Below are 18975 nucleotides of genomic sequence, written 5' to 3'. Positions count from 1 at the left end.
GTTGAGGCTAGAACGTTCGGGCCTCCAAGCCTAGCGCCATCTCCAACTCGGCCATCGCCTGCTCGCCGCTCGTTACCTTGATCGCCGCCATCCCCAGCGAGGCGGCGGGTTTGCAGTTGATGCCGAGATCGTCGAGATACACGCATTGTGCCGGTGCGACGTGGAGCGCGTCGCACGCCATCGTGTAGATCGCCGGGTCGGGCTTGCGGATGCCGACCTTGCTGCTTTCGACCACATGATCGAACCGGGCGAGGATCGCTGCGATAGCCGCCGCCTTTTCTTCGGTCGACGACATTTGCGCGCCGTGGCCGGCGGGCACGTTGTTGGTGATGCAGCCGACGCGATAATCGTTCGCCTTCAACCAGTCGATCGCGGCGACCACGCGCGGCCGGATGTCGCCCGACAGCAGCGCGAGCACGTCGCGGCCGGGCAAATCATAGCCCAGGTCGCGGGCTTCGGCGGCGAACAGCGCATCGAACTGCGCGCCGTCGATCTCCGCCCGCTCGAACCGCGCCCAGGCATTGTCGTGCGGATTGGCAGCGTTGATCCGGCGCACCAGATCGTGCGGCAGGCCTCGCTCCGCCTCCATCCGATTGAACGCATCGAACGGGGACGACGTGATGACCCCGCCGAAATCAAAGATGACTGTGTCGCGCGTCATGCCCAACAAATCATGCATTGTAGTGCAGCTTGAGCCCCGGCCGCTTCCACCGCATCTTCGCCAGCCGCCCGGTGCCCGACAGCGTGATATAGGCGTCCATCATATCATCCCCGCCCCAGCAGATGTTGGTTGTGAAGATGTCGTCCGTGGGCACGAATTCCACCAGGTCGCCCGCCGGTGAGATCACGCTGATCCCGCACTCCCCGATGGTCGCGACGCAGATATTGCCCCCCGCCTCCATCCCGAGCGAATCGAAGAATTTGTAGCCCGCCGGCCGATAGAGCGGGATGCCAGGCCCACCCGGTCCGGCAGCGTCATCTACCTTGCCAGGCGCGATCACATTGAACGCCGTCAGACGGCACGTATAGGTCTCCGCCGCGTAGAGCGTCTTGCCGTCGGGCGACAGGCCGATCCCGTTGGGATTGTAGCTGGGGAAGATAACTTCCTCCAAATGACTGCCGTCCGCCTTGGCGTAGAAGATGCCGACAATGTCGTGGCAGCGTGTTTCGTAGTCGACCTTGCCATGGTCGGTGAACCAGAAGCCGCCCTCCGCGTCGAACACGATGTCGTTGGGACCGCGCAGGACACAGCCGAAATAACCCGATTTGTAGAGAATTTCGACCGCGCCGGTCGCCAGGTCGATTCGCTCGATCCGTCCGCCCGAATAGTCCGGAGCGATGCCGTGCGGGGCGAGCATCCCGTTCGCATCGTCATAATGGAACCCGCCATTGTTGCAGCAATATAGCTTGCCGTCGGGGCCGATCGCCAGGCCATTGGGGCCGCCGCCGGGTTCGGCCACGACCTGCTTCGATCCATCGGGCAGCACGCGCGTGATCCGGCCGGCTTCGATTTCCACCAGGATGATGCTGCCGTCCGCCATCGCCACCGGTCCTTCGGGAAAGCGTAAGCCGTCCGCGACGATTTCAAGTTCCGCCATCATCCTCTCCCGCTTGGCCGGGCCATACCCGATCTTCGAACCTTATTGCGTGGAGCGGAGGCAAAGAAAAGGGCCACCGGTCGCCCGGCGGCCCTTCGTCAGCCAATTATGGCGTGAGGCCTGAGAACGACTAGATGTCGTCGCCCAGCGCGCCCTTTACCTCGCCAACGAGCTTTTCGCCCTTGCCCTTGCCCTCCTGGATCAGGCCTTCCTGGTGCAATTCGGCGTCACCGTTGTGGCCGCCAATCACTTGCTTGGCCTTGCCGATCGTCTCGTCGACCGCGCCTTTGATCTTGTCGGTAAGTTCGCCCATCTGACCATTCCTTACGCTCCGCGCGAACGGGGGTATTCGCGCTTGGATTGCGCTGAGTAGAACGGCTGTCGAGCGGCGCGGTTCCTTAAGGAAAGACGCGTTTTAGGAACGCCAGCACGGCCGCCCAATTCTCGTCGGCGCCCGCCGGATTTTTGTTCGCATTCAGCGTCGATGATCCGTGAACGCCGGTGCGGGGAACGAACTGCTGGCGATCGGTGGAGCGTGTCGCGGAGACGATCGCCCTGGCCTCTGCCTGTTCCTCCATCGTGTTGGCGGAGGTGACGAAGACCGGCACGGCGATCTTCGCGGCCGCAGTCTCGATCAGTTTCTTGTCACTGAAATATTCGCCGGGCGAAAACGCCATCACCGCCTTGACGCTGTCCTTCGCGTCCGCCGCGTTGGCCAGCAGGAAGACGAGGCTGGCCGAATAACTGGACCCCCACAGCACGATGGGCATTCCCTTTGCCTTGCCCCAGGCAAGCGCGGCTTCCAGGTCGGGGAGCGCGCCGAGATAGTCGGTCTTGCCCGCATACCCCGCCATCGTCCGGTTCGCGCCGTACAGGTCGCCGCCGACACGCTGATCGATCGCCAGCGCCGCATAGCCTTCGCGCTGCAGCCGCGGCGCTATCGAGGCATATTCGCCGCTCGACGATCCGGCTTGGTGGAACAGCAGGATCAGCGCCTTTGGCGCAGCCGTCGGATAATAGGTGCCGTAGACTGTCACGCCGTCGGGCGCTTTCAACTCGACCGGCTGTGAGGCCTGCGCCTTGGCAGGCTCGGTCTCGTTGACCAACGCCTGCTCATTATCGACCTTAGGGCTGGCATGGCACGCCGCCAGCGCCGCTGCTCCGGCCACGATCAACAGGCGCATGGGGATTCCTCTCAAATCAACCCCGCCAACGGGCTGGACGGGTCGGCGTAACGCCGCTGCCCCATCCGTCCCGCGAGATAGGCCAAACGCCCGCTTTCCACTGCGAGTTTCATCGCACGCGCCATCATTACCGGATCCTTGGCCTCGGCGATCGCGGTGTTCATCAGCACGCCGTCGCAGCCGAGTTCCATCGCAACCCCCGCGTCCGACGCTGTCCCGACGCCCGCGTCGACCAGCACCGGCACGTTCGCGCCCTCCACGATCAGCCGGATCGTCACGCGATTCTGGATGCCCAGCCCCGATCCGATCGGCGCGCCGAGCGGCATGATCGCGACCGCGCCCGCTTCCTCAAGCTGTTTCGCGGCGATCGGATCGTCGACGCAATAGACCATCGGCTTGAACCCCTCTTTCACCAGGGTCCCGGTCGCCTTCAGCGTTTCGCGCATGTCGGGATACAGCGTCCGCGCCTCGCCCAGCACCTCCAGCTTCACGAGGTCCCAGCCCCCCGCCTCGCGCGCCAGTCGCAACGTGCGCACCGCGCTGTCGGCGTCGAAACAGCCAGCGGTGTTGGGCAGATACGTGATCTTCTTCGGGTCGATATAATCGGTCAGCATCGGCGCCTTGGGATCGCTGACATTGACGCGGCGCACCGCGACCGTGACGATTTCCGCCCCCGACGCCTCGACCGCTGCCGCGTTCTGGGCAAAGTCCTTATATTTGCCCGTCCCGACGATGAGGCGCGATCGGAAGGTCTTTCCCGCGACGGTCCAGCTATCGTCGGCGACGACGGGAGTGGCGATGTTCATGTCGGACGGACCTTGTGCAATCGAAAGGGAATCAGCGCGTCGGCTTCCTAGGCGCTTTGCGTCGTCGTGTCGCGGGCTTGCGCTTGCGAGTCTTGGGCGCGGGCTCGACGCGCTGATCCTGCAGGCGGAGCGGCCCGCGTAGCCGGCTGAACAATTCGTTGCGGACACGAGTCAGGATCGTCCAGGTTCGCCACGCTTTTTCCGACTTGATGCGCTGCGATCGGCGGTCGAGCCGGTATCCGAGCCACAGGATGGCGATCGTCCCGAGGACGCCGACCACGATCAACGTGATATCGCGGCCATCCATCGCGTCACCCGCCACCGACGAAATGAACGATCTCGATCTCGTCGCCGTCTTCGATGAAGACTTGCGCCAGCGTCGATCGCGGCACGATTTCCAGATTGCGCTCCACCGCGACCTTTTCTGGCACCAATCCGATTTCCTCGGCAAGCTGCGCGATGCTCAGGCCCGCGGCGACGCGGCGATGCTCGCCATTGACGGTGATCGTGACGGTTCCGTCGGTGTGCATGGTATTCATCGCAATTCGCGATATAGGGGCGCAAGCGCAAGCGCCACAAGGAAAGGCCAAGGGTGCCCGACTCGATCCTCGTCCTCAACGGCCCCAACCTCAACATGCTCGGCACGCGCGAGCCGGAGATTTACGGCGCCGACACGCTCGACGACATCGCCGGACGGCTGACCGAGCGCGGCAAGGAACTGGGTTTCGAGGTCGATGTGCGGCAATCGAACCATGAGGGGCATCTGGTCGACTGGCTGCAGGAATCGCAAGGTTGGGGCGTCAAGGCAATCCTGCTCAACGCGGGGGCGCTGACGCATACCTCGGTCGCGCTGTACGATGCGATAAAGGCGATTTCGGTGCCGGTGATCGAGGTGCATTTGTCGAACCCCTTGGCCCGCGAAGATTTCCGACACGCGAGCTATGTCGGTCGTGCCGCACGCGGAACCATTTCCGGGTTCGGCGCACTATCCTATATGCTCGCGCTTGAAGCCGCCGCGCGACTCTGACAAAGGGCGCGCCTTTAAATTTCAGCCCGACAGGGGCGGAAGAAGGGTTGCATGGCACACGATAACAATGGGGCGATGCGGATCGACGTCGAGCTGGTGCGCCAGCTCGCGGCATTGCTGGACGATACCAACCTGACCGAAATCGAGGTCGAGGACGCCGACCGCAAGGTGCGCGTGGCTCGCAAGGCCGCGCCGGTCGCGGCGGCGGTGCAATATGCGCCAGCCCCGGCGGCGGTCGCCACGCCGGCGCCTACTGCTGCGTCGGCCGCTCCCGCTACCGAGGCGACGCCTGCGCCCAGCGCCCTCAACGCGGTCAAGTCGCCGATGGTCGGCACCGCCTATCTTGCGCCCAATCCGGAGGCGAAGCCGTTCGTCGCGGTCGGGCAGAAGGTTGCGGCGGGCGACACTTTGCTCATTATCGAGGCGATGAAGGTGATGAATCCGATCACCGCGCCGTCGGCGGGCACCGTCACGGCGATCCTGGTCGACAGCGGCCAGCCGGTCGAATTCGACCAGCCCCTCATCGTCGTAGAGTAACGGGCCATGCCCGAGATCAAAAAACTGTTGATCGCCAATCGCGGCGAGATCGCGCTGCGCATCCACCGCGCCTGCCACGAAATGGGGATCAGGACCGTAGCGGTGCATTCGACCGCGGACAGCGACGCGATGCACGTTCGCCTGGCCGACGAAGCGATTTGCATCGGCCCGCCGCCCGCGACCGAATCCTACCTCAACATCGCCAACATCATTTCTGCGGCGGAGATTTCGGGCGCGGACGCGATTCATCCGGGCTACGGCTTCCTCTCGGAAAACGCCAAGTTCGCCGAGATCATCGAGGCGCACGGCATCATCTTCGTCGGGCCGAAGCCCGAGCACATCCGCACCATGGGCGACAAGATCGAGGCGAAGCGCACCGCGGGCGCGCTCCGCCTGCCGCTCGTCCCCGGCTCTGACGGCGCGATCAGCGATGTCGATGAGGCGAAGGCGATCGCCGAGGCGGCCGGCTATCCGGTGATCATCAAGGCCGCGTCGGGCGGCGGCGGCCGGGGTATGAAGGTCGTTTACGACCCGCAGGAACTCGAAAGCCAGATGCAGCAGGCGGGCAGCGAGGCGAAGGCCGCGTTCGGCGACGCCACCGTCTATCTGGAGAAGTATCTCGGCAATCCGCGCCACATCGAGATTCAGGTCTTCGGCGACGGGAACGGCAACGCGATCCACCTGGGCGAGCGCGACTGCTCCCTGCAACGCCGCCACCAGAAGGTGCTGGAGGAAGCGCCCTCGCCCGTCCTGTCGAGCGAGGAGCGCGAGCGGATCGGCGGCGTCTGCGCCAAGGCGATGGGCGATATGGGCTATCGGGGCGCGGGCACGATCGAGTTCCTGTGGGAAGACGGCGAATTCTACTTCATTGAGATGAACACCCGGCTTCAGGTCGAGCATCCGGTGACGGAAGCGATCACCGGCCTCGATCTGGTGCGCGAGCAGATTCGCATCGCCGAGGGGCATCCGCTGACCTTGCGCCAGCAGGACGTGCAGTTCCGCGGCCACGCGATCGAATGCCGCATCAACGCCGAGGATCCCAAGACCTTCGCTCCCTCGCCCGGTCTCGTGAAGCAGTATCACGCGCCCGGCGGGATGAACGTGCGCGTCGATAGCGGGCTCTACGCGGGCTATCGCGTGCCGCCCTATTACGATTCGATGATCGCCAAGCTGATCGTCTACGGCACCACACGGCAGGGGGCGATCCGGCGGCTGCGCCGTGCGCTCGAGGAGTTCGTGATCGAGGGGATGAAGACCACGATCCCGCTCCATCAGGCGCTGATCGAGGACCCCGAATTCCTCGAAGGGCAATATACGATCAAGTGGCTGGAGGAATGGCTGGCGCGGCAGGAAGAAGCGGAGCCGGCTGGCTAAACCAATTTCCCCTGTTCCAACCGTTCCGGCTGCGTTACGTATGCCGTTGAAAATGGGGGATATGAGATGGCGCTCAGCACGACCGAACTGATGTTGATCGAACAGCGGGTTACGAACGACGGGCCAAGCGCCGGTGTCGCGTACCTTTTGTGGTTCTTCTTGTGGTTTGTCAGCGCCCACCGCTTCTATCTGGGCCGCCCGGTAACGGCGATCCTGCAAATCCTGTCATATTTCATCCTAGTGGGGTTCGTGTGGGCTCTGCTCGACGTCTTCATGATTCCGGGCATGGTCCGCGACAAACGAAATGAGATCCGCCAGCGCATCGCTTTGCAGATGAGTAGCGACCACAGGGCATTCGCCTGATCGGCGTCCGTGTTTATCGGTCACTACGTTCCCGCCTTTGTCGCGGCCGCTTCCCACAAATCGCCGCGGCTGGGTGTGTTGTTCGTCGCGGCGCAGTTGGTCGATATCGCGTTCTTCTCGTTCCTGATCCTAGGCGTCGAGCACATGCGGCTGCTGCCGAACGCCACGGTGATGAACCCGATGGACCTGTACGACATGCCGTGGACGCACAGTCTGGTCGGCGCGCTTTGTTGGGGCGTGCTGTTCGCTATGGTAGTCAGGGTGATGCGCGGGACATGGCTGGCGGGCGCGATCGGCGGCGCGGTGGTGGTGTCGCATTGGCTGATCGACTTGCTGGTCCACCGGCCCGATCTGACGCTCGCGGGCAGCCCGCCCAAACTCGGGCTGGGGTTGTGGAACCATCCGTGGATCGAAATCCCGCTCGAACTCGCCTTCGCGTTCGGCGGGCTGTGGCTGTTCGTCAGCCGCACCCGCGCGACCTGGGCGGTGGGCCAATGGTCGCCGCTCGTCCTTGCCGCCGCCATGGCGCTGTTCCAGGCGATCAACTGGCTGACCCCGCAACCGGCCAAGCCTGCGCCGGCCCCCGTCACGATGGGCTGGCTGGGGCTGTTCGCTTACGCCCTGCTGGCGGCGCTGGCTTGGTGGGTGGCGCGGACGCGGCGTTTGGCATAACCCACCCCGGCAAGGGGAGAGTTGCATGTCGCTGGCGACCGAACTGAAGGGTCTCAACCGCAAGCAAGTCCATTCGATCTGGGCGAGCTATCTCGGCTGGACGCTCGACGCGTTCGATTTCTTCCTGCTCGTGTTCATGCTGTCGGCGATCGCCAAGGAATATTTGCCGACGGTTCCAACACCGCAAGGCATCAAAATGGTGGCGGAAGCGACATTCCTCACGTTGGCTGCCCGCCCCTTCGGCGCATTTGCCTTCGGCTGGCTCGCCGACAGATTCGGGCGGCGGCCGATCATGATGGTCGTGATCCTGCTATTTTCGCTGTTCTCGTTCGCCTCTGCGTTCGCGTGGAGCCTGACCAGCCTGTTCGTGATCCGCACGCTGTTCGGCTTCTGCATGGGCGGCGAATGGGGGATCGGCGCGAGCCTGGTGATGGAATCGATCCCCGCGAAGCTGCGCGGCCCCGTCTCCGGCCTGCTCCAGTCGGGCTATCCGAGCGGCTATTTCCTCGCGAGCCTCGTCTATTTCCTGCTGTTCGACGCGATCGGCTGGCGCGGCTTGTTCATGGTCGGGATCGCTCCGGCCATCCTCGTCTTCCTGATCCGCATGCATGTCGATGAAAGCCCGGCATTTGAGGCGCGGCGCGACAAGCCGAAGGTCAATCCGCTGGCCGTTCTCCTCGAGAACTGGAAAATCGCGCTCTATCTCGTCGTGCTGATGACGTGCTTCAACTTCTTCAGCCACGGCACGCAGGACCTATATCCAACGTTCCTCAAGGAACAGCATCACTTCGACACCAAGACGGTCGGGTTGCTCGCGATGATCGGTAATGTCGGGGCGATCGTCGGGGGAATCAGTTTCGGCATCTGGTCGGAGTCGATCGGCCGCAAGCGCGCGATCGTCATCGCCTCGCTGCTCGCCCTGCCGGTCATCCCGCTTTGGGCGTTCAGCACGACGCCGCTAATGCTGGCGGCGGGTGCGTTCCTGATCCAGGTCGCGGTACAGGGCGCATGGGGCATCGTTCCGGTCCATCTCAACGAGCTGTCGCCGGGCTTGGTGCGCGGGCTTTTCCCCGGCTTCGCCTATCAACTCGGCAATCTGATCGCGTCGCGCAACGGGCCGATCCAGGCGAGCATCGCGGAGGCGCACAATGGTGATTACGGCTTTGCGCTGGCGCTGGTCGCGGGGATTACCGTCGTGGTGCTGGTGATCTGGACGCTTGTCGGGCCCGAGCGGCGCTACGTCGATTTCGTGGCGGAGGCAAAGGCGTGAAGGCGACGATATGGCACAATCCGCGCTGCTCGAAATCGCGCGAGGCGCTGGCGATCCTGCAGGAAGCGGGCGCCGAGTTCGAGGTAGTCGAATATCTGAAGGCCCCGCCGAGCCGCGATGAACTCAAGGCGCTTTATGCTGCCGCTGGAATGACGCCGCGCCAAGGGCTACGCGCCGCCGAGGATGCCGCGAAGGCGTTGAAGGGTGCGGACGACGATGCGATCCTCGACGCCATGGCCGCTAATCCGATCCTGATCGAGCGCCCACTTGTCGAAACGGCGAAGGGCGTGGTGCTGGGCCGTCCACCCGAAAAGGTTCGCACCATTCTGTAACGACGACGGGTCACTGCTTGCGCAGGAACCCGCCGTCAAACGCGTCACTGCGTCTTGGTCGTCACCGTCGTCGTGGTCTTGGCGACCGGCACCGCAGCCTTGGTAACGGTGGTGCGCTTGACCACGCGCTTGGCCGGCGCGCGTTTCACCACGGTGCGACTCGCCGGAACGGGCGTTGTGGTCGATGTCGTTACCGTCGTTTCGGTCGGCGCCGGTGCAGGCGCTGGCACCGGCGCGGCGACGATCACCGGCGCAGGCGGCGGAGCATTACGGGCGGCCTGGGCTTCAGCCTCAGCGGCGCGGGCACGGGCCTCGGCATCGGCGGCGGCGCGGGCAGCGTCGGCCGCCTGCGCATCCGCCGCGGCCTTGTCGGCGGCAGCCTTGTCGGCCTGCGCGCGTTGCGTTTCGTTCAGCGCCAGATCGGCAAGACGTGACGCGTTCTGGGCATCGACGATGGCCTGATCCTTGCGGCTTGCCTTCAAATCATCCTCGGCAGCACGCAGCGCGGCCTGAGCATCCGTCAGCGTCCGGGGCGCGACGCCGCCGGTCCCGGCACGGGCCGCTGCGTCAACCTTGCCCCGCGCTTCGGCGACGGCGGCGCGGGCGCGGTCCATCTTGCCCTCGGCCATGGCCGACGTGGACACTAACGTCAGGCCAATCGCCGAAGCGCAGGCCAGCAATTTCGATGAACGCATAACACTCCTCCTGAAATGGAACGGCCGCACAACAACCATTCGATCGAAGAAGTTCCGAATCACCGCCGCTGCGGGTCAGCGTCCTCGAAGTTCCAGGTGTGGTTCTCGACGATCCACGATTTGAAGGGTTCGCGATTCTCGTCGAGCGCTGGCCGATAGCGGAACTTGCGTTCGATCAAGTCGCAGGTCAGCAGATCGAGCGCACGATTGCCGCTCGACCGCGTGATCCGGCAATCGGTGACGCGCCCGTCTTCCTCGACCGCATATTTGACGCCCACCGTCAGATCGACGCCCGAGGACAGGTTGTAGGCCAGATCGTCGGGAAGGTCGGACGGCTTGATCCGCCCGCCGATCCGTCTGGGCGGCGTGTCGCGCCCGTCGCCTGCGCCATCGCCATCCCCCGCCCCACCGCTGCCGAAACCGTTGCCGACACTGCCCGCGCCATATCCCGGCCCTTCGACGGGCGCGGCACCTTGGGTAGTTTGCACACCAGTATTGGCGACCGGCGCGGCAGCGATCGGCTGCGGCGGGGGCGGCAGGATGGGCTTCGGGGCAACGATTTCAGTCGCGGTCGATCGAATATTGGCGGGCGACGCCGCCCCCTCCTTCGAACTGTTCCGCTTCGTTTGCGGTGGCGGAGGCGGCGGGGCCGGCTGATCGGGCGTCAGCGCGAACGAGGCGATTCTGTCGCGCAACGCAGGAGAACTGCTCACTGCCAGCCCTGCAATCAAGGCCCAGAGCAGCACGCCCTGCACGACCATCGCGCCGACCGCGCCCTTCCACCGCGCCGAATTGCCGAGATACCGGTTCATTGTGCCATTAACGCGCAAAGGGTATGAATAGAAGCTTGAGGAGTGATTGATTTCTATTCTAGGTCAGTTAATCTGACCTGATTTAGGGGGATTATCGCGATGCGTGTCTGCTTGCCAGTATTTGCTATGGTTGTCGTCGCGATGCCCGCGCTGGCGCAGGATGGACCAGCGGCTCCGCCGCCAGAAAAGAAAATCTGCAAGACGATTACGCCGACCGGCTCGATCATGGGGAAGCGGATTTGCCTTACCAAGTCTGAATGGCGTCAGTTCGACGAGATCAACGAGCGTACCGTCGATGTCGTGACCGGGCGTTCCAAGATGAGCGCGCCCAAGGGCGGTGGCGAGTTCTGACACTTCGGATTCGGTAATTATCACCAGTTTCCGTCTAATGGTGGCCGCCGCCGTGGCTCAACAGGGCTGCAGTGGCCCCTACTGACGATTCCGATAAGAATATTGCGAGTCGATTACGGCGGCCCAGTGGATCATTGCAAAGCGCCTCTGCCCGGCAGTTGCCGAGTGGCGACAGTTAACGATATAAATACTCGCAACGTCGAAGGGCTGATCGGCCGCAAGATTGCCGTATCGTTGCTCGCCCCGCATTGAGATGGTGGCGAGCGCACACTCCTATGGTGACGCGCCGCCCGCCGCCCGCTAAGGGCGCGAAGCATGACCGCCATCACGCCTGAGATCGTCGCCGAGCACGGCCTGTCCCCGGAAGAATATGACCGCGTTCTGCACGCGATGGGACGCGAGCCGAACCTGACTGAACTCGGCATCTTTTCGGTGATGTGGTCCGAACATTGCTCCTACAAATCCAGCCGTATCCATTTGAAAAAGCTGCCGACGACCGCGCCCTGGGTGATTTGTGGGCCGGGCGAGAATGCCGGGGTGATCGACATCGGCGATGGCCAGGCGGCGATCTTCAAGATGGAGTCGCACAACCACCCGTCCTACATCGAACCGTATCAGGGCGCGGCGACGGGAGTCGGCGGAATCCTGCGCGACGTGTTCACGATGGGCGCGCGGCCGGTCGCGAACATGAACGCTTTACGCTTCGGGTCGCCCGACCACCCGAAGATGCGCCACCTGATCGCGGGCGTGGTCCACGGCATCGGCGGCTATGGCAATTGCGTCGGCGTGCCGACGGTCGGCGGCGAGGTGAATTTCCACCCCGCCTATGACGGCAATATCCTGGTCAACGCGATGACCGTCGGCGTCGCGCAGACCGACAAGATCTTCTATTCGGCGGCGTCCGGCGTCGGCAATCCGATCGTTTATGTCGGGTCGAAGACCGGTCGCGACGGCATCCACGGCGCGACGATGGCGAGCGCCGATTTCGGTGAGGACAGCGAGGAAAAGCGCCCCACCGTGCAGGTCGGCGATCCCTTTACCGAAAAATTGCTGATCGAGGCGTGCCTTGAACTGATGGCGTCGGACGCGATCGTAGCGATTCAGGACATGGGCGCAGCGGGTCTGACGTCTTCGTCGGTCGAAATGGCGTCCAAGGGCGGCGTCGGGATCGAACTGATCATGGACGATGTGCCCCAGCGCGAGACCGGCATGACGCCGTACGAGATGATGCTGTCGGAAAGCCAGGAGCGGATGCTCATGGTGTTGAAACCCGGCCGCGAGGCGTTCGCGGAAGCGATCTTCCGCAAGTGGGAACTCGATTTCGCCGTTATCGGAACCGTGACAGATACTGGACGGATGATCCTGAAATGGCAGGGTAATGTCGTCGCCGACATCCCCCTCGCCCCCCTTGCCGACGAAGCCCCGCTCTATGACCGGCCGTACGTCCCGACGCCCAAACCCGCAGAGTTGATCGACGCGCCCGAAACGACCGATCTGACGGGCGACCTCCTGAAGCTGATTGGCTCGCCCGACATCGCCAGCCGCCGCTGGATCTGGGAGCAGTACGACTCACAGGTCGGCGGGGATACAGTTCAGCGCCCGGGCGGCGATGCCGCCGTGGTGCGGGTGCACGACACCCAAAAGGGCCTGGCGATCACCACGGATTGCACCCCGCGTTACTGTTTCGCCGATCCGGTCGAGGGCGGAAAGCAGGCAATTGCAGAAGCTTGGCGTAATCTCTCGGCGGTCGGTGCGAAGCCGCTCGCGGTGACCAACTGCCTCAACTTCGCCAACCCGCAGCGTCCCGAAATCATGGGGCAGATCGTCGGCTGCCTCGAGGGGATGAGCGAGGCGTGCCTCGCGCTCGACTTCCCGATCGTGTCGGGCAACGTGTCGCTCTACAACGAAAGCAAGGCGACCGGTGGCGGCTCCGCGATCCTCCCCACTCCCGCGATCGGCGGCGTCGGCCTGCTCGACGACTGGTCGAAATCGGTGACGATTGCGTTCAAGGGCACCGGCGACGCGATCCTGGCGGTGGGTGAGCGCAGTGGGCACCTCGGCCAATCGATCTGGCTCCGCGAAATCCACGGTCGCGAGGAAGGTTCGTCGCCGCCTGTAGACCTGCGCGCCGAACGCCGCACCGGCGACTTCGTCCGCGCCGCGATCGCCAAGGGCGCGATCAGCGCGTGTCATGACGTGTCCGACGGCGGCATGGCAGTGGCGCTCGCCGAAATGGCGCTGGCGTCTGGGATCGGGGCGATGATCAACGAAGCGCAGCCGTTCGGCGTGGCGGAATCGTTCTTCGGTGAGGATCAGGGTCTGTACCTGGTGACGGTGCCGGACGAACGTCTTGCAGAATTCCTGGCCGATGCGGCCGCCGCCGATGTTCCCGCCGACCCGATCGGCCGGACGATCAAGGACCGGTTGATCTTCGAACTCGACGATGGCGACTGGTGCGTCACCCTCGCCGATCTGCGCGCCGCGCACGAAGGATTCTTCCCCGCGCTGATGGGCGACACGATCGCCTAGCGCGACCATGGCGGCTGTGGCAGCAATACAGTCATGACCGCAGATACCCAGCGCCTCCACACACTGGATGCCGTGCGCGGGTTCGCGGTAATGGGTATCCTGCTACTCAATATCTACGGGCTGGCGATGCCCGATTATGCGGAGGTCGATCCCAGCTTCTACGGCGGCGCGACCGGAGCGAATTGGTGGACCTGGGCCATCGGCTACGCAGTCGGCGACGGCAAGATGCGCGGGCTGTTCACGATGATGTTCGGCGCGTCGACCGTGCTGATCGCCGAACGTGCGCTGGCAGACGGGCAAAGCCCCGCGCGCGTCCACTATGCCCGGATGGCGACGCTCTTCGTGTTCGGCATGGTCCACGCCTATCTGATCTGGGCGGGGGACATATTGGTACTCTATGCGCTGACGGGCGCGATCGCCTTTGTCGGCTGGCGCACACGGCCGCGTACATTGTTGCTGGTTGGCGTGGCGCTGCTCGCCTTCAAGGCGGTCGACGGCCTGACCGCATGGCGTCATCTCGACGCCGGGCGGATCGCCGTCGCGACCGGCAGAGGCGACTCGCAAGCCGCAGCCGATTGGCGCGAGTTCCAGCGCGCCACGACCTTCGCGCCGGACGCCGCAGCAAGGGAAATCGCGGCCTATCGCGGCAGCTATGCCGATGCGCTCAAGTCGCGCACGGAGACGGCAATATTCTTTCAGACGGTAATCAACCGCATCGCATTTGCCGACACGCTGGGCCTGATGTTGATCGGGATGGCGTTGTTTCGCTGGGGGTTCTTTTCCGGCGCATGGTCGAAGCGCGCCTATTGGCTGGCCGCCGCCGCCGTACCACTGCTGTGGATCGCCTATATCCCGCTAATCCGCTGGCTGAGCGAAACGCGCTGGTCGCCGCTCACCATGACAGCGACCGAGGCGGTCCAGCTTACCCTGCTCCGCCCCTTCCTCAGCCTCGGCTATGCCGCGATCGTCATTCTGTTCGTGCAGTCCGGCCGCGCCACGTGGCTGGCCGACCGCCTGGCGGCGACGGGACGCGCGGCGTTCTCCAACTATCTCGGCACCAGCATCGTGCTGACCCTGTTCTTCAACGGCTACGGCCTGGGCTGGTATGGCTACCTCCAGCGATGGCAGTGCCTTATCGTCGTGGCGGTCATATGGGTGCTGATGCTGGCGTGGTCAAAACCGTGGCTCGATCGATTCGCCTATGGCCCGTTCGAATGGTTGTGGCGCAGCTTTGCACGCTTCAAGCTCCAGCCTTTCAGCCGCCCACTTGCAAACGCCTCGCAATAGTCTTGCGAATCGCTCTCACCAACGCTAACTCTCCGGTAACGACCGAGAGGGATAATCGTTCTCATGATGGTGTGCGTGTGTAATGCGATCCGCGAACGCGAAGTGCGGGAGGCCGCTCGCTCGGGATCGATGACCGCATGCCAGGCCTATCGGACGATGGGGATGCAGCCCAAATGCGGCCAGTGCGTGCCCTTCGCGCGCGCCATCATCGACGAGGAACGTGCTGCTGCGTAGCGTTCGCAGCCGCTGAAACCCGCAGAAATCCGCCATTTTTTGGGCTGTCGCTCGCGCCACGGCCGCGCTACTATGCTTGCCATCCACAGCAACAGGCGGCAACCCATGAAGGGCGATCCAAAGGTCATCGAATTCCTCAACACGGCGCTCAAGAACGAGCTGACCGCGATCAATCAATATTGGCTGCACTACCGGCTGCTCGATCACTGGGGCGTCAAAAAGCTCGCCGAGTTCGAGCGCCACGAATCGATCGACGAGATGAAGCACGCCGACTGGCTGTCGGAGCGTATCCTGTTCCTCGACGGCCTGCCGAACTTCCAGTTGCTCGGGCGTCTGCGCATTGGCGAGACGGTCGAGGAAGTGCTCAAGGCCGATCTCGAGCTGGAGATGGAGGCGCTGCCGCTGCTTCGCGACGCGATCGAACATAGCGAAAAGGTGCGCGACTATGTAAGCCGCGACTTGTTCCGCCGCATCCTCGACAGCGAGGAAGAGCATGTCGATACGCTCGAACGCCAGTTCGAGATGATCGAGCGGATGGGCCTGGAGAATTACATCCAGTTGAATGCGAAGGCGGAGGAAGGAAGCGAGTAAATCGCTTCCCACGACATAGAATCAGCCCGCGCGGCGGCCGAATTGCGGGCGGCGCTCGACCAGCGGGTTGGCTTCGCGTTCCAGCATGGTCAGCGTCGCTTCGAAGCAGGGCCGCAGCTTGACGACATGCTCCAACGCCTGGTCGGGCGCGTCGCGGGTCTCGACGCACTGGCGTGCGATATGTTCGATCGATTCGGCGAGCAGCGACAACGGCTCGGCACCGAACTGGCGCGATTCGCCCTTCAACGTATGCGCCGGTAGCACGAGGGCCGCGGCGTTGCCACCCCGCATCGCTTCCTCTATCGCCGCGACTGACTTGGTGCCGTCCTCACGGAAATAGCCGAGAATGCGCACGAATCCCGCGCCAAGCTCGCTGCGAGCCGCCTGAAATGCGGTCCAATTGACCAGTTGGTCTCCGCCCATCGTCACCATCAATCTCCAGCGGCGTAGTGCATCGCACTGCCCAATGCGGGTCTTATACCGTCACCAAGTAAACGATGCGTTGATGATAGAACCGAAGTGGCTGACTAAGTAATTGGCGACATTATCTTTCCGTGAACGTCAATTCTTGTCGCGGTCGAACGGATTCTTGGGCGCGCGAAACGTCAACCGCACGGGAACGGCGCCGAAGCCAAGATCGCGGCGCATCGAATTGACCAGATAACGTTCGTAACTCGCCGGCAGCTGATCGACCCGCGTACCGAATATGACGAAGCTAGGCGGTCGCGTCTTAACCTGCGTGACATAGCGCATCTTGACTCGCTTGCCGCCGGGGGCGGGGGGCGGATTGGCCTCCAGCGCGCGTTCGAACCACCGGTTGAGCTCGCCGGTCGGCACGCGGCGCGACCAGGCCTCGCGCGTTTCGAACGCCGCCCCGAGCAACTGGTCGATCCCTTTTCCCGTCGCCGCGGACACCGTTATGACGGTGACGCCCTTGACCTGGCTGAGCCCGTCCTCGAGCGCCCTCTTTACACCGTTGAACAGCGACGAGGCGTTTTCGGCGACGTCCCATTTGTTGAGCGCGATGATCAGCGCGCGGCCTTCCTCCAGCACGCGGTCGGCGATCCGCAGATCCTGCGCCTCCAGCCCGAGCGTCGCGTCGAGCAGCAGCACGACGACCTCGGCGAAATCGACCGCGCGGAGAGCGTCGGCGACCGACAGTTTTTCGAGCTTGTCCTGCACCTTGGCACGCTTGCGCATGCCCGCCGTGTCGATCAGGCGGACATCACGCGGGCCGTGCTTCGGGTCGTTCCATACCCAGTCGATCGCGATCGAGTCGCGGGTGATCCCGGCCTCGGGCCCGGTGATCAGCCGGTCCTCGCCGAGCATGCGGTTGATCAGCGTCGACTTGCCCGCATTGGGCCGTCCGACGATCGCGAGCTTGAGCGGGGCGTTCGGACTCTCGCCCTCCTCCTCGATCTCATCATCGCCCGGCTCGGGAATGTGCGGCATCAGCGCCTCGAACAGGTCGGCCATGCCTTCGCCATGCTCGGCGGACAGCTGCACCGGATCGCCGAAGCCGAGCGCCAGCGCCTCGATCACCCCCGCCTCGCCCGCGCGTCCCTCCGCCTTGTTGGCGACGAGCACCACCGGCGTGGTCGATCCGCGCAGCCAGCGCGCGATTTCCTCGTCGAGCGGGACGATGCCCGCACGCGCATCGACCAGAAACAAGGCGACATCGGCCTGCGCCACCGCCGCCTCGGTCTGCTGGCGCATCCGTCCCGGCAGGGTCGCCGCGTCGAGATCCTCGTAGCCCGCGGTGTCGATCACGCGAAACTCGAGGCCGATCAGGTAGGCGTCGCCCTCGCGCCGGTCGCGCGTCACGCCGGGCTGGTCGTCGACCAGCGCGAGTTTCTTGCCGACCAGGCGATTGAACAATGTCGACTTGCCGACATTGGGCCGGCCGATGATGGCGACGGTAGGGAGAGGCATGGACCGCGTGTAGCGGGGACGCAACGCGACGTCACGCCCCCCTTACCGACTCACCGATAGGCGGTGATCCGCCCCTTGGTATCGAGCGTGTAGAGCATGTTGTTGGCCACGACCGGCCCCAGCCCGAACGATTCCTTGTTGTCGATGACCTGGCCGATCGCGCCATCGGTCGGCGACACGAACGTCACCTCGCCGAGCGAATTGGTCAGCACCAGCCGGTTGCCCGCCAGCACCGGGCCATACCAGGTCAGCGGCCCCTTCTTCTTTTTCTTCTTCTCGACCTTGAACGCGCGAAGCTGGCTCACCCAGCGCACCTTGCCGGTCGATCGTTGCAGGCAATAGAGCTTGCTCTCGTCGGTCACGACGAAAATCCATTCGCCGGCCAGCCATGGCGTGGAGATGCCGGCGAAATTCTGTTCCCAGATGCGCTGGCCGCTGGCGAGGTCGGCGGCGATCATGCGCCCGCCCTGCCCCAGCGCATAGACCTGGTTGCCGTCGATCACCGGATCGGCGTCGATGTCCGACAGGCTCGACACTGACGTGGTGATGCTGGTCCGCGACAGCGCGTCGCCCCAGAGCGTGCGGCCGTTTTCGTAACGATAAGCGTTGAGTTCGCCCGAAGAGAAACCAGCGACGATCGTGCTGCGCGCAGCCGCAGGGGCGGCGACGCCGAACACGCCCTGCGTTTCGAGGCTGCCCGACGAATTCCATTTCTGCGATCCGTCGGTGGTCGACAACGCGAACAGCTGATTGTCCTGGCTCAGCACATACAGCTGATCGCCGTCGATCGTCGGTGCGCCGCGCAACGGGCCGCCCGGCTTGACGCGCCAGACTTCGGCGCCGGTATTGGCGTCGAACGCTACCACGTCGCCAAGCCCGTCGGTCGCATAGACGCGTCCGCCATCGACACTGGCGCCGCCGCCAAAGCGTGCGGGCTTGTTCTCGTCGCCCTTGGCGACCGGCACCGTCCACAGGGACGCGCCGCTCGCCGCATCATAGGCGTGGAGCATCGCGGCGATGTCGACCACATAGAGCTTGCCGCCCGAAATCACGGGCGCGCTCGCCAATCGCTCGCGGCTGGACCCCGACACCATCGACGCGGTCCAGGCGCGCGACACCGTCCCGCCCAGCGCAAGATGCCCCATCGATTTCGACGCGTTGCCGCCGGGTTGCGCCCAATCGCCGTTCACCGCGGGCGCGGGCAAAAGCACTTGCAGGCCGGCAATCGACGGATCGAGCTTGGCATCGCTTTCGGAGACCAGAATCGGAATGCGCTCGCCGACGGTCGGGGTCTTCTTGCCGCCGCCCTTGAACACGCCGCAACCCGCCAGCGCCGTCAGCGCCAGCGCCGCGGTCGCGATCCGCCACTTACTCGTCATTC

Annotated in this window: 23 protein-coding genes and 1 pseudogene; 12 read left to right on the top strand and 12 right to left on the bottom strand. The window is 64.2% G+C overall.

The annotated features are described in order from the left end of the window. Window positions 1-7: 7 nt before the first annotated feature. The 7 genes and pseudogenes from J0J06_RS03275 to thiS form a co-directional block, all read right to left on the bottom strand. Complete coding sequence (locus tag J0J06_RS03275; RefSeq protein ID WP_294039918.1) at window positions 8-679, bottom strand: HAD-IA family hydrolase; 672 nt, start codon at window positions 677-679, stop codon at window positions 8-10. After that, a complete protein-coding gene (locus tag J0J06_RS03270; RefSeq protein ID WP_294040818.1) occupies window positions 672-1598 on the bottom strand; it encodes an SMP-30/gluconolactonase/LRE family protein in 927 nt (308 codons plus the stop codon). The genes J0J06_RS03275 and J0J06_RS03270 overlap by 8 nt, the downstream gene beginning before the upstream one ends. A gap of 130 nt (window positions 1599-1728) precedes the next feature. Then, entirely contained in the window at window positions 1729-1911 is a 183-nt protein-coding gene (locus J0J06_RS03265; protein WP_294039917.1) for a CsbD family protein, read from the bottom strand. A gap of 85 nt (window positions 1912-1996) precedes the next feature. Next, on the bottom strand, window positions 1997-2782 hold the full coding sequence (locus tag J0J06_RS03260) for an alpha/beta hydrolase (RefSeq protein WP_294039916.1): 786 nt from the start codon (window positions 2780-2782) through the stop codon (window positions 1997-1999). Window positions 2783-2793: 11 nt separating this feature from the next. Further along, on the bottom strand, window positions 2794-3588 hold the full coding sequence (locus tag J0J06_RS03255) for a bifunctional sulfur carrier protein/thiazole synthase protein (protein ID WP_294039915.1): 795 nt from the start codon (window positions 3586-3588) through the stop codon (window positions 2794-2796). Window positions 3589-3619: 31 nt separating this feature from the next. Continuing rightward, on the bottom strand, window positions 3620-3895 hold the full coding sequence (locus tag J0J06_RS03250; RefSeq protein WP_294039914.1) for a hypothetical protein: 276 nt from the start codon (window positions 3893-3895) through the stop codon (window positions 3620-3622). 7 nt (window positions 3896-3902) lie between these two features. Continuing rightward, window positions 3903-4118 (bottom strand): annotated as a pseudogene (thiS, locus tag J0J06_RS03245) (sulfur carrier protein ThiS); the annotation flags it as partial. Window positions 4119-4180: 62 nt separating this feature from the next. On the opposite strand from thiS, the gene aroQ reads away from it, so the two are divergent. From aroQ to arsC, 7 genes are all read left to right on the top strand, one after another. Further along, complete coding sequence (gene aroQ, locus J0J06_RS03240) at window positions 4181-4615, top strand: type II 3-dehydroquinate dehydratase (protein WP_294039913.1); 435 nt, start codon at window positions 4181-4183, stop codon at window positions 4613-4615. 51 nt (window positions 4616-4666) lie between these two features. After that, window positions 4667-5152 (top strand): acetyl-CoA carboxylase biotin carboxyl carrier protein, encoded by a 486-nt coding sequence (gene accB, locus J0J06_RS03235; protein WP_294039912.1) that lies wholly within the window; start codon window positions 4667-4669, stop codon window positions 5150-5152. A gap of 6 nt (window positions 5153-5158) precedes the next feature. Beyond that, window positions 5159-6526: an acetyl-CoA carboxylase biotin carboxylase subunit gene (gene accC / locus J0J06_RS03230; RefSeq protein WP_294039911.1), complete on the top strand. Its 1368-nt coding sequence runs from the start codon at window positions 5159-5161 to the stop codon at window positions 6524-6526. 66 nt (window positions 6527-6592) lie between these two features. Beyond that, window positions 6593-6889, top strand: coding sequence for a TM2 domain-containing protein (locus tag J0J06_RS03225; protein ID WP_294039910.1), 297 nt, complete (start codon window positions 6593-6595; stop codon window positions 6887-6889). 9 nt (window positions 6890-6898) lie between these two features. After that, the gene (locus tag J0J06_RS03220; protein WP_294039909.1) at window positions 6899-7561 is read left to right on the top strand and encodes a hypothetical protein; all 663 of its coding nucleotides are present in this window, start codon (window positions 6899-6901) and stop codon (window positions 7559-7561) included. A gap of 25 nt (window positions 7562-7586) precedes the next feature. Then, window positions 7587-8831: an MFS transporter gene (locus J0J06_RS03215; RefSeq protein ID WP_294039908.1), complete on the top strand. Its 1245-nt coding sequence runs from the start codon at window positions 7587-7589 to the stop codon at window positions 8829-8831. Continuing rightward, window positions 8828-9163, top strand: coding sequence for an arsenate reductase (glutaredoxin) (arsC, locus tag J0J06_RS03210; RefSeq protein WP_294039907.1), 336 nt, complete (start codon window positions 8828-8830; stop codon window positions 9161-9163). Before J0J06_RS03215 ends, arsC begins: the two co-directional genes overlap by 4 nt. A 44-nt stretch (window positions 9164-9207) precedes the next feature. Here arsC and J0J06_RS03205 read toward each other — a convergent pair whose 3' ends face one another. Together J0J06_RS03205 and J0J06_RS03200 are read right to left on the bottom strand one after the other, a co-directional pair. Further along, complete coding sequence (locus J0J06_RS03205; RefSeq protein WP_294039906.1) at window positions 9208-9858, bottom strand: hypothetical protein; 651 nt, start codon at window positions 9856-9858, stop codon at window positions 9208-9210. A gap of 59 nt (window positions 9859-9917) precedes the next feature. Continuing rightward, window positions 9918-10670 carry an energy transducer TonB gene (locus J0J06_RS03200; RefSeq protein WP_294039905.1) on the bottom strand — a complete coding sequence of 251 codons (753 nt, stop codon included), beginning with the start codon at window positions 10668-10670 and terminating at the stop codon, window positions 9918-9920. Window positions 10671-10781: 111 nt separating this feature from the next. Between J0J06_RS03200 and J0J06_RS03195 the strand changes: the two genes are divergently transcribed. From J0J06_RS03195 to bfr, 5 genes are all read left to right on the top strand, one after another. Beyond that, the gene (locus J0J06_RS03195; protein WP_294039904.1) at window positions 10782-11021 is read left to right on the top strand and encodes a hypothetical protein; all 240 of its coding nucleotides are present in this window, start codon (window positions 10782-10784) and stop codon (window positions 11019-11021) included. Between the two features lie 315 nt (window positions 11022-11336). Beyond that, the gene (gene purL / locus J0J06_RS03190; RefSeq protein WP_294039903.1) at window positions 11337-13550 is read left to right on the top strand and encodes a phosphoribosylformylglycinamidine synthase subunit PurL; all 2214 of its coding nucleotides are present in this window, start codon (window positions 11337-11339) and stop codon (window positions 13548-13550) included. Between the two features lie 33 nt (window positions 13551-13583). Further along, window positions 13584-14837 (top strand): DUF418 domain-containing protein, encoded by a 1254-nt coding sequence (locus J0J06_RS03185; RefSeq protein ID WP_294039902.1) that lies wholly within the window; start codon window positions 13584-13586, stop codon window positions 14835-14837. Between the two features lie 63 nt (window positions 14838-14900). Then, window positions 14901-15071, top strand: a complete 171-nt coding sequence (locus J0J06_RS03180; protein ID WP_294039901.1) for a (2Fe-2S)-binding protein — start codon at window positions 14901-14903, stop codon at window positions 15069-15071. A 105-nt stretch (window positions 15072-15176) separates the two neighbouring features. Then, window positions 15177-15662 (top strand): bacterioferritin, encoded by a 486-nt coding sequence (gene bfr / locus J0J06_RS03175; RefSeq protein WP_294039900.1) that lies wholly within the window; start codon window positions 15177-15179, stop codon window positions 15660-15662. 21 nt (window positions 15663-15683) lie between these two features. Here the strand turns inward: bfr and J0J06_RS03170 are convergent, their stop codons facing one another. The 3 genes from J0J06_RS03170 to J0J06_RS03160 all read right to left on the bottom strand — a co-directional run bounded on the left by J0J06_RS03170 (window position 15684) and on the right by J0J06_RS03160 (window position 18973). Next, window positions 15684-16085 carry an Hpt domain-containing protein gene (locus J0J06_RS03170; RefSeq protein WP_294040817.1) on the bottom strand — a complete coding sequence of 134 codons (402 nt, stop codon included), beginning with the start codon at window positions 16083-16085 and terminating at the stop codon, window positions 15684-15686. Between the two features lie 138 nt (window positions 16086-16223). Then, window positions 16224-17594 (bottom strand): ribosome biogenesis GTPase Der, encoded by a 1371-nt coding sequence (gene der / locus J0J06_RS03165; protein WP_294039899.1) that lies wholly within the window; start codon window positions 17592-17594, stop codon window positions 16224-16226. A 50-nt stretch (window positions 17595-17644) separates the two neighbouring features. Then, window positions 17645-18973 carry a PQQ-binding-like beta-propeller repeat protein gene (locus tag J0J06_RS03160; RefSeq protein ID WP_294039898.1) on the bottom strand — a complete coding sequence of 443 codons (1329 nt, stop codon included), beginning with the start codon at window positions 18971-18973 and terminating at the stop codon, window positions 17645-17647. Between the last annotated feature and the right edge of the window lie 2 nt (window positions 18974-18975).

Source organism: Sphingomonas sp. (genome assembly GCF_017304615.1).
Lineage (GTDB): Bacteria > Pseudomonadota > Alphaproteobacteria > Sphingomonadales > Sphingomonadaceae > Sphingomonas.
This window is presented reverse-complemented; position numbering and strand designations above follow the sequence as displayed.

Excerpts from the sequence above, each read along its gene's own strand:
- J0J06_RS03275 (WP_294039918.1), bottom strand. The coding sequence starts at position 679 with ATGCATGATTTGTTGGGCATGACGCGCGACACAGTCATCTTTGATTTC.
- J0J06_RS03170 (WP_294040817.1), bottom strand. The coding sequence starts at position 16,085 with ATGGGCGGAGACCAACTGGTCAATTGGACCGCATTTCAGGCGGCTCGC.
- J0J06_RS03225 (WP_294039910.1), top strand. The coding sequence starts at position 6,593 with ATGGCGCTCAGCACGACCGAACTGATGTTGATCGAACAGCGGGTTACG.
- J0J06_RS03200 (WP_294039905.1), bottom strand. The coding sequence starts at position 10,670 with ATGAACCGGTATCTCGGCAATTCGGCGCGGTGGAAGGGCGCGGTCGGC.
- J0J06_RS03185 (WP_294039902.1), top strand. The coding sequence starts at position 13,584 with ATGACCGCAGATACCCAGCGCCTCCACACACTGGATGCCGTGCGCGGG.
- der (WP_294039899.1), bottom strand. The coding sequence starts at position 17,594 with ATGCCTCTCCCTACCGTCGCCATCATCGGCCGGCCCAATGTCGGCAAG.
- J0J06_RS03205 (WP_294039906.1), bottom strand. The coding sequence starts at position 9,858 with ATGCGTTCATCGAAATTGCTGGCCTGCGCTTCGGCGATTGGCCTGACG.
- J0J06_RS03250 (WP_294039914.1), bottom strand. The coding sequence starts at position 3,895 with ATGGATGGCCGCGATATCACGTTGATCGTGGTCGGCGTCCTCGGGACG.
- J0J06_RS03260 (WP_294039916.1), bottom strand. The coding sequence starts at position 2,782 with ATGCGCCTGTTGATCGTGGCCGGAGCAGCGGCGCTGGCGGCGTGCCAT.
- purL (WP_294039903.1), top strand. The coding sequence starts at position 11,337 with ATGACCGCCATCACGCCTGAGATCGTCGCCGAGCACGGCCTGTCCCCG.
- J0J06_RS03215 (WP_294039908.1), top strand. The coding sequence starts at position 7,587 with ATGTCGCTGGCGACCGAACTGAAGGGTCTCAACCGCAAGCAAGTCCAT.
- J0J06_RS03270 (WP_294040818.1), bottom strand. The coding sequence starts at position 1,598 with ATGGCGGAACTTGAAATCGTCGCGGACGGCTTACGCTTTCCCGAAGGA.
- accB (WP_294039912.1), top strand. The coding sequence starts at position 4,667 with ATGGCACACGATAACAATGGGGCGATGCGGATCGACGTCGAGCTGGTG.
- J0J06_RS03265 (WP_294039917.1), bottom strand. The coding sequence starts at position 1,911 with ATGGGCGAACTTACCGACAAGATCAAAGGCGCGGTCGACGAGACGATC.
- bfr (WP_294039900.1), top strand. The coding sequence starts at position 15,177 with ATGAAGGGCGATCCAAAGGTCATCGAATTCCTCAACACGGCGCTCAAG.
- J0J06_RS03160 (WP_294039898.1), bottom strand. The coding sequence starts at position 18,973 with ATGACGAGTAAGTGGCGGATCGCGACCGCGGCGCTGGCGCTGACGGCG.
- J0J06_RS03255 (WP_294039915.1), bottom strand. The coding sequence starts at position 3,588 with ATGAACATCGCCACTCCCGTCGTCGCCGACGATAGCTGGACCGTCGCG.
- J0J06_RS03180 (WP_294039901.1), top strand. The coding sequence starts at position 14,901 with ATGATGGTGTGCGTGTGTAATGCGATCCGCGAACGCGAAGTGCGGGAG.
- accC (WP_294039911.1), top strand. The coding sequence starts at position 5,159 with ATGCCCGAGATCAAAAAACTGTTGATCGCCAATCGCGGCGAGATCGCG.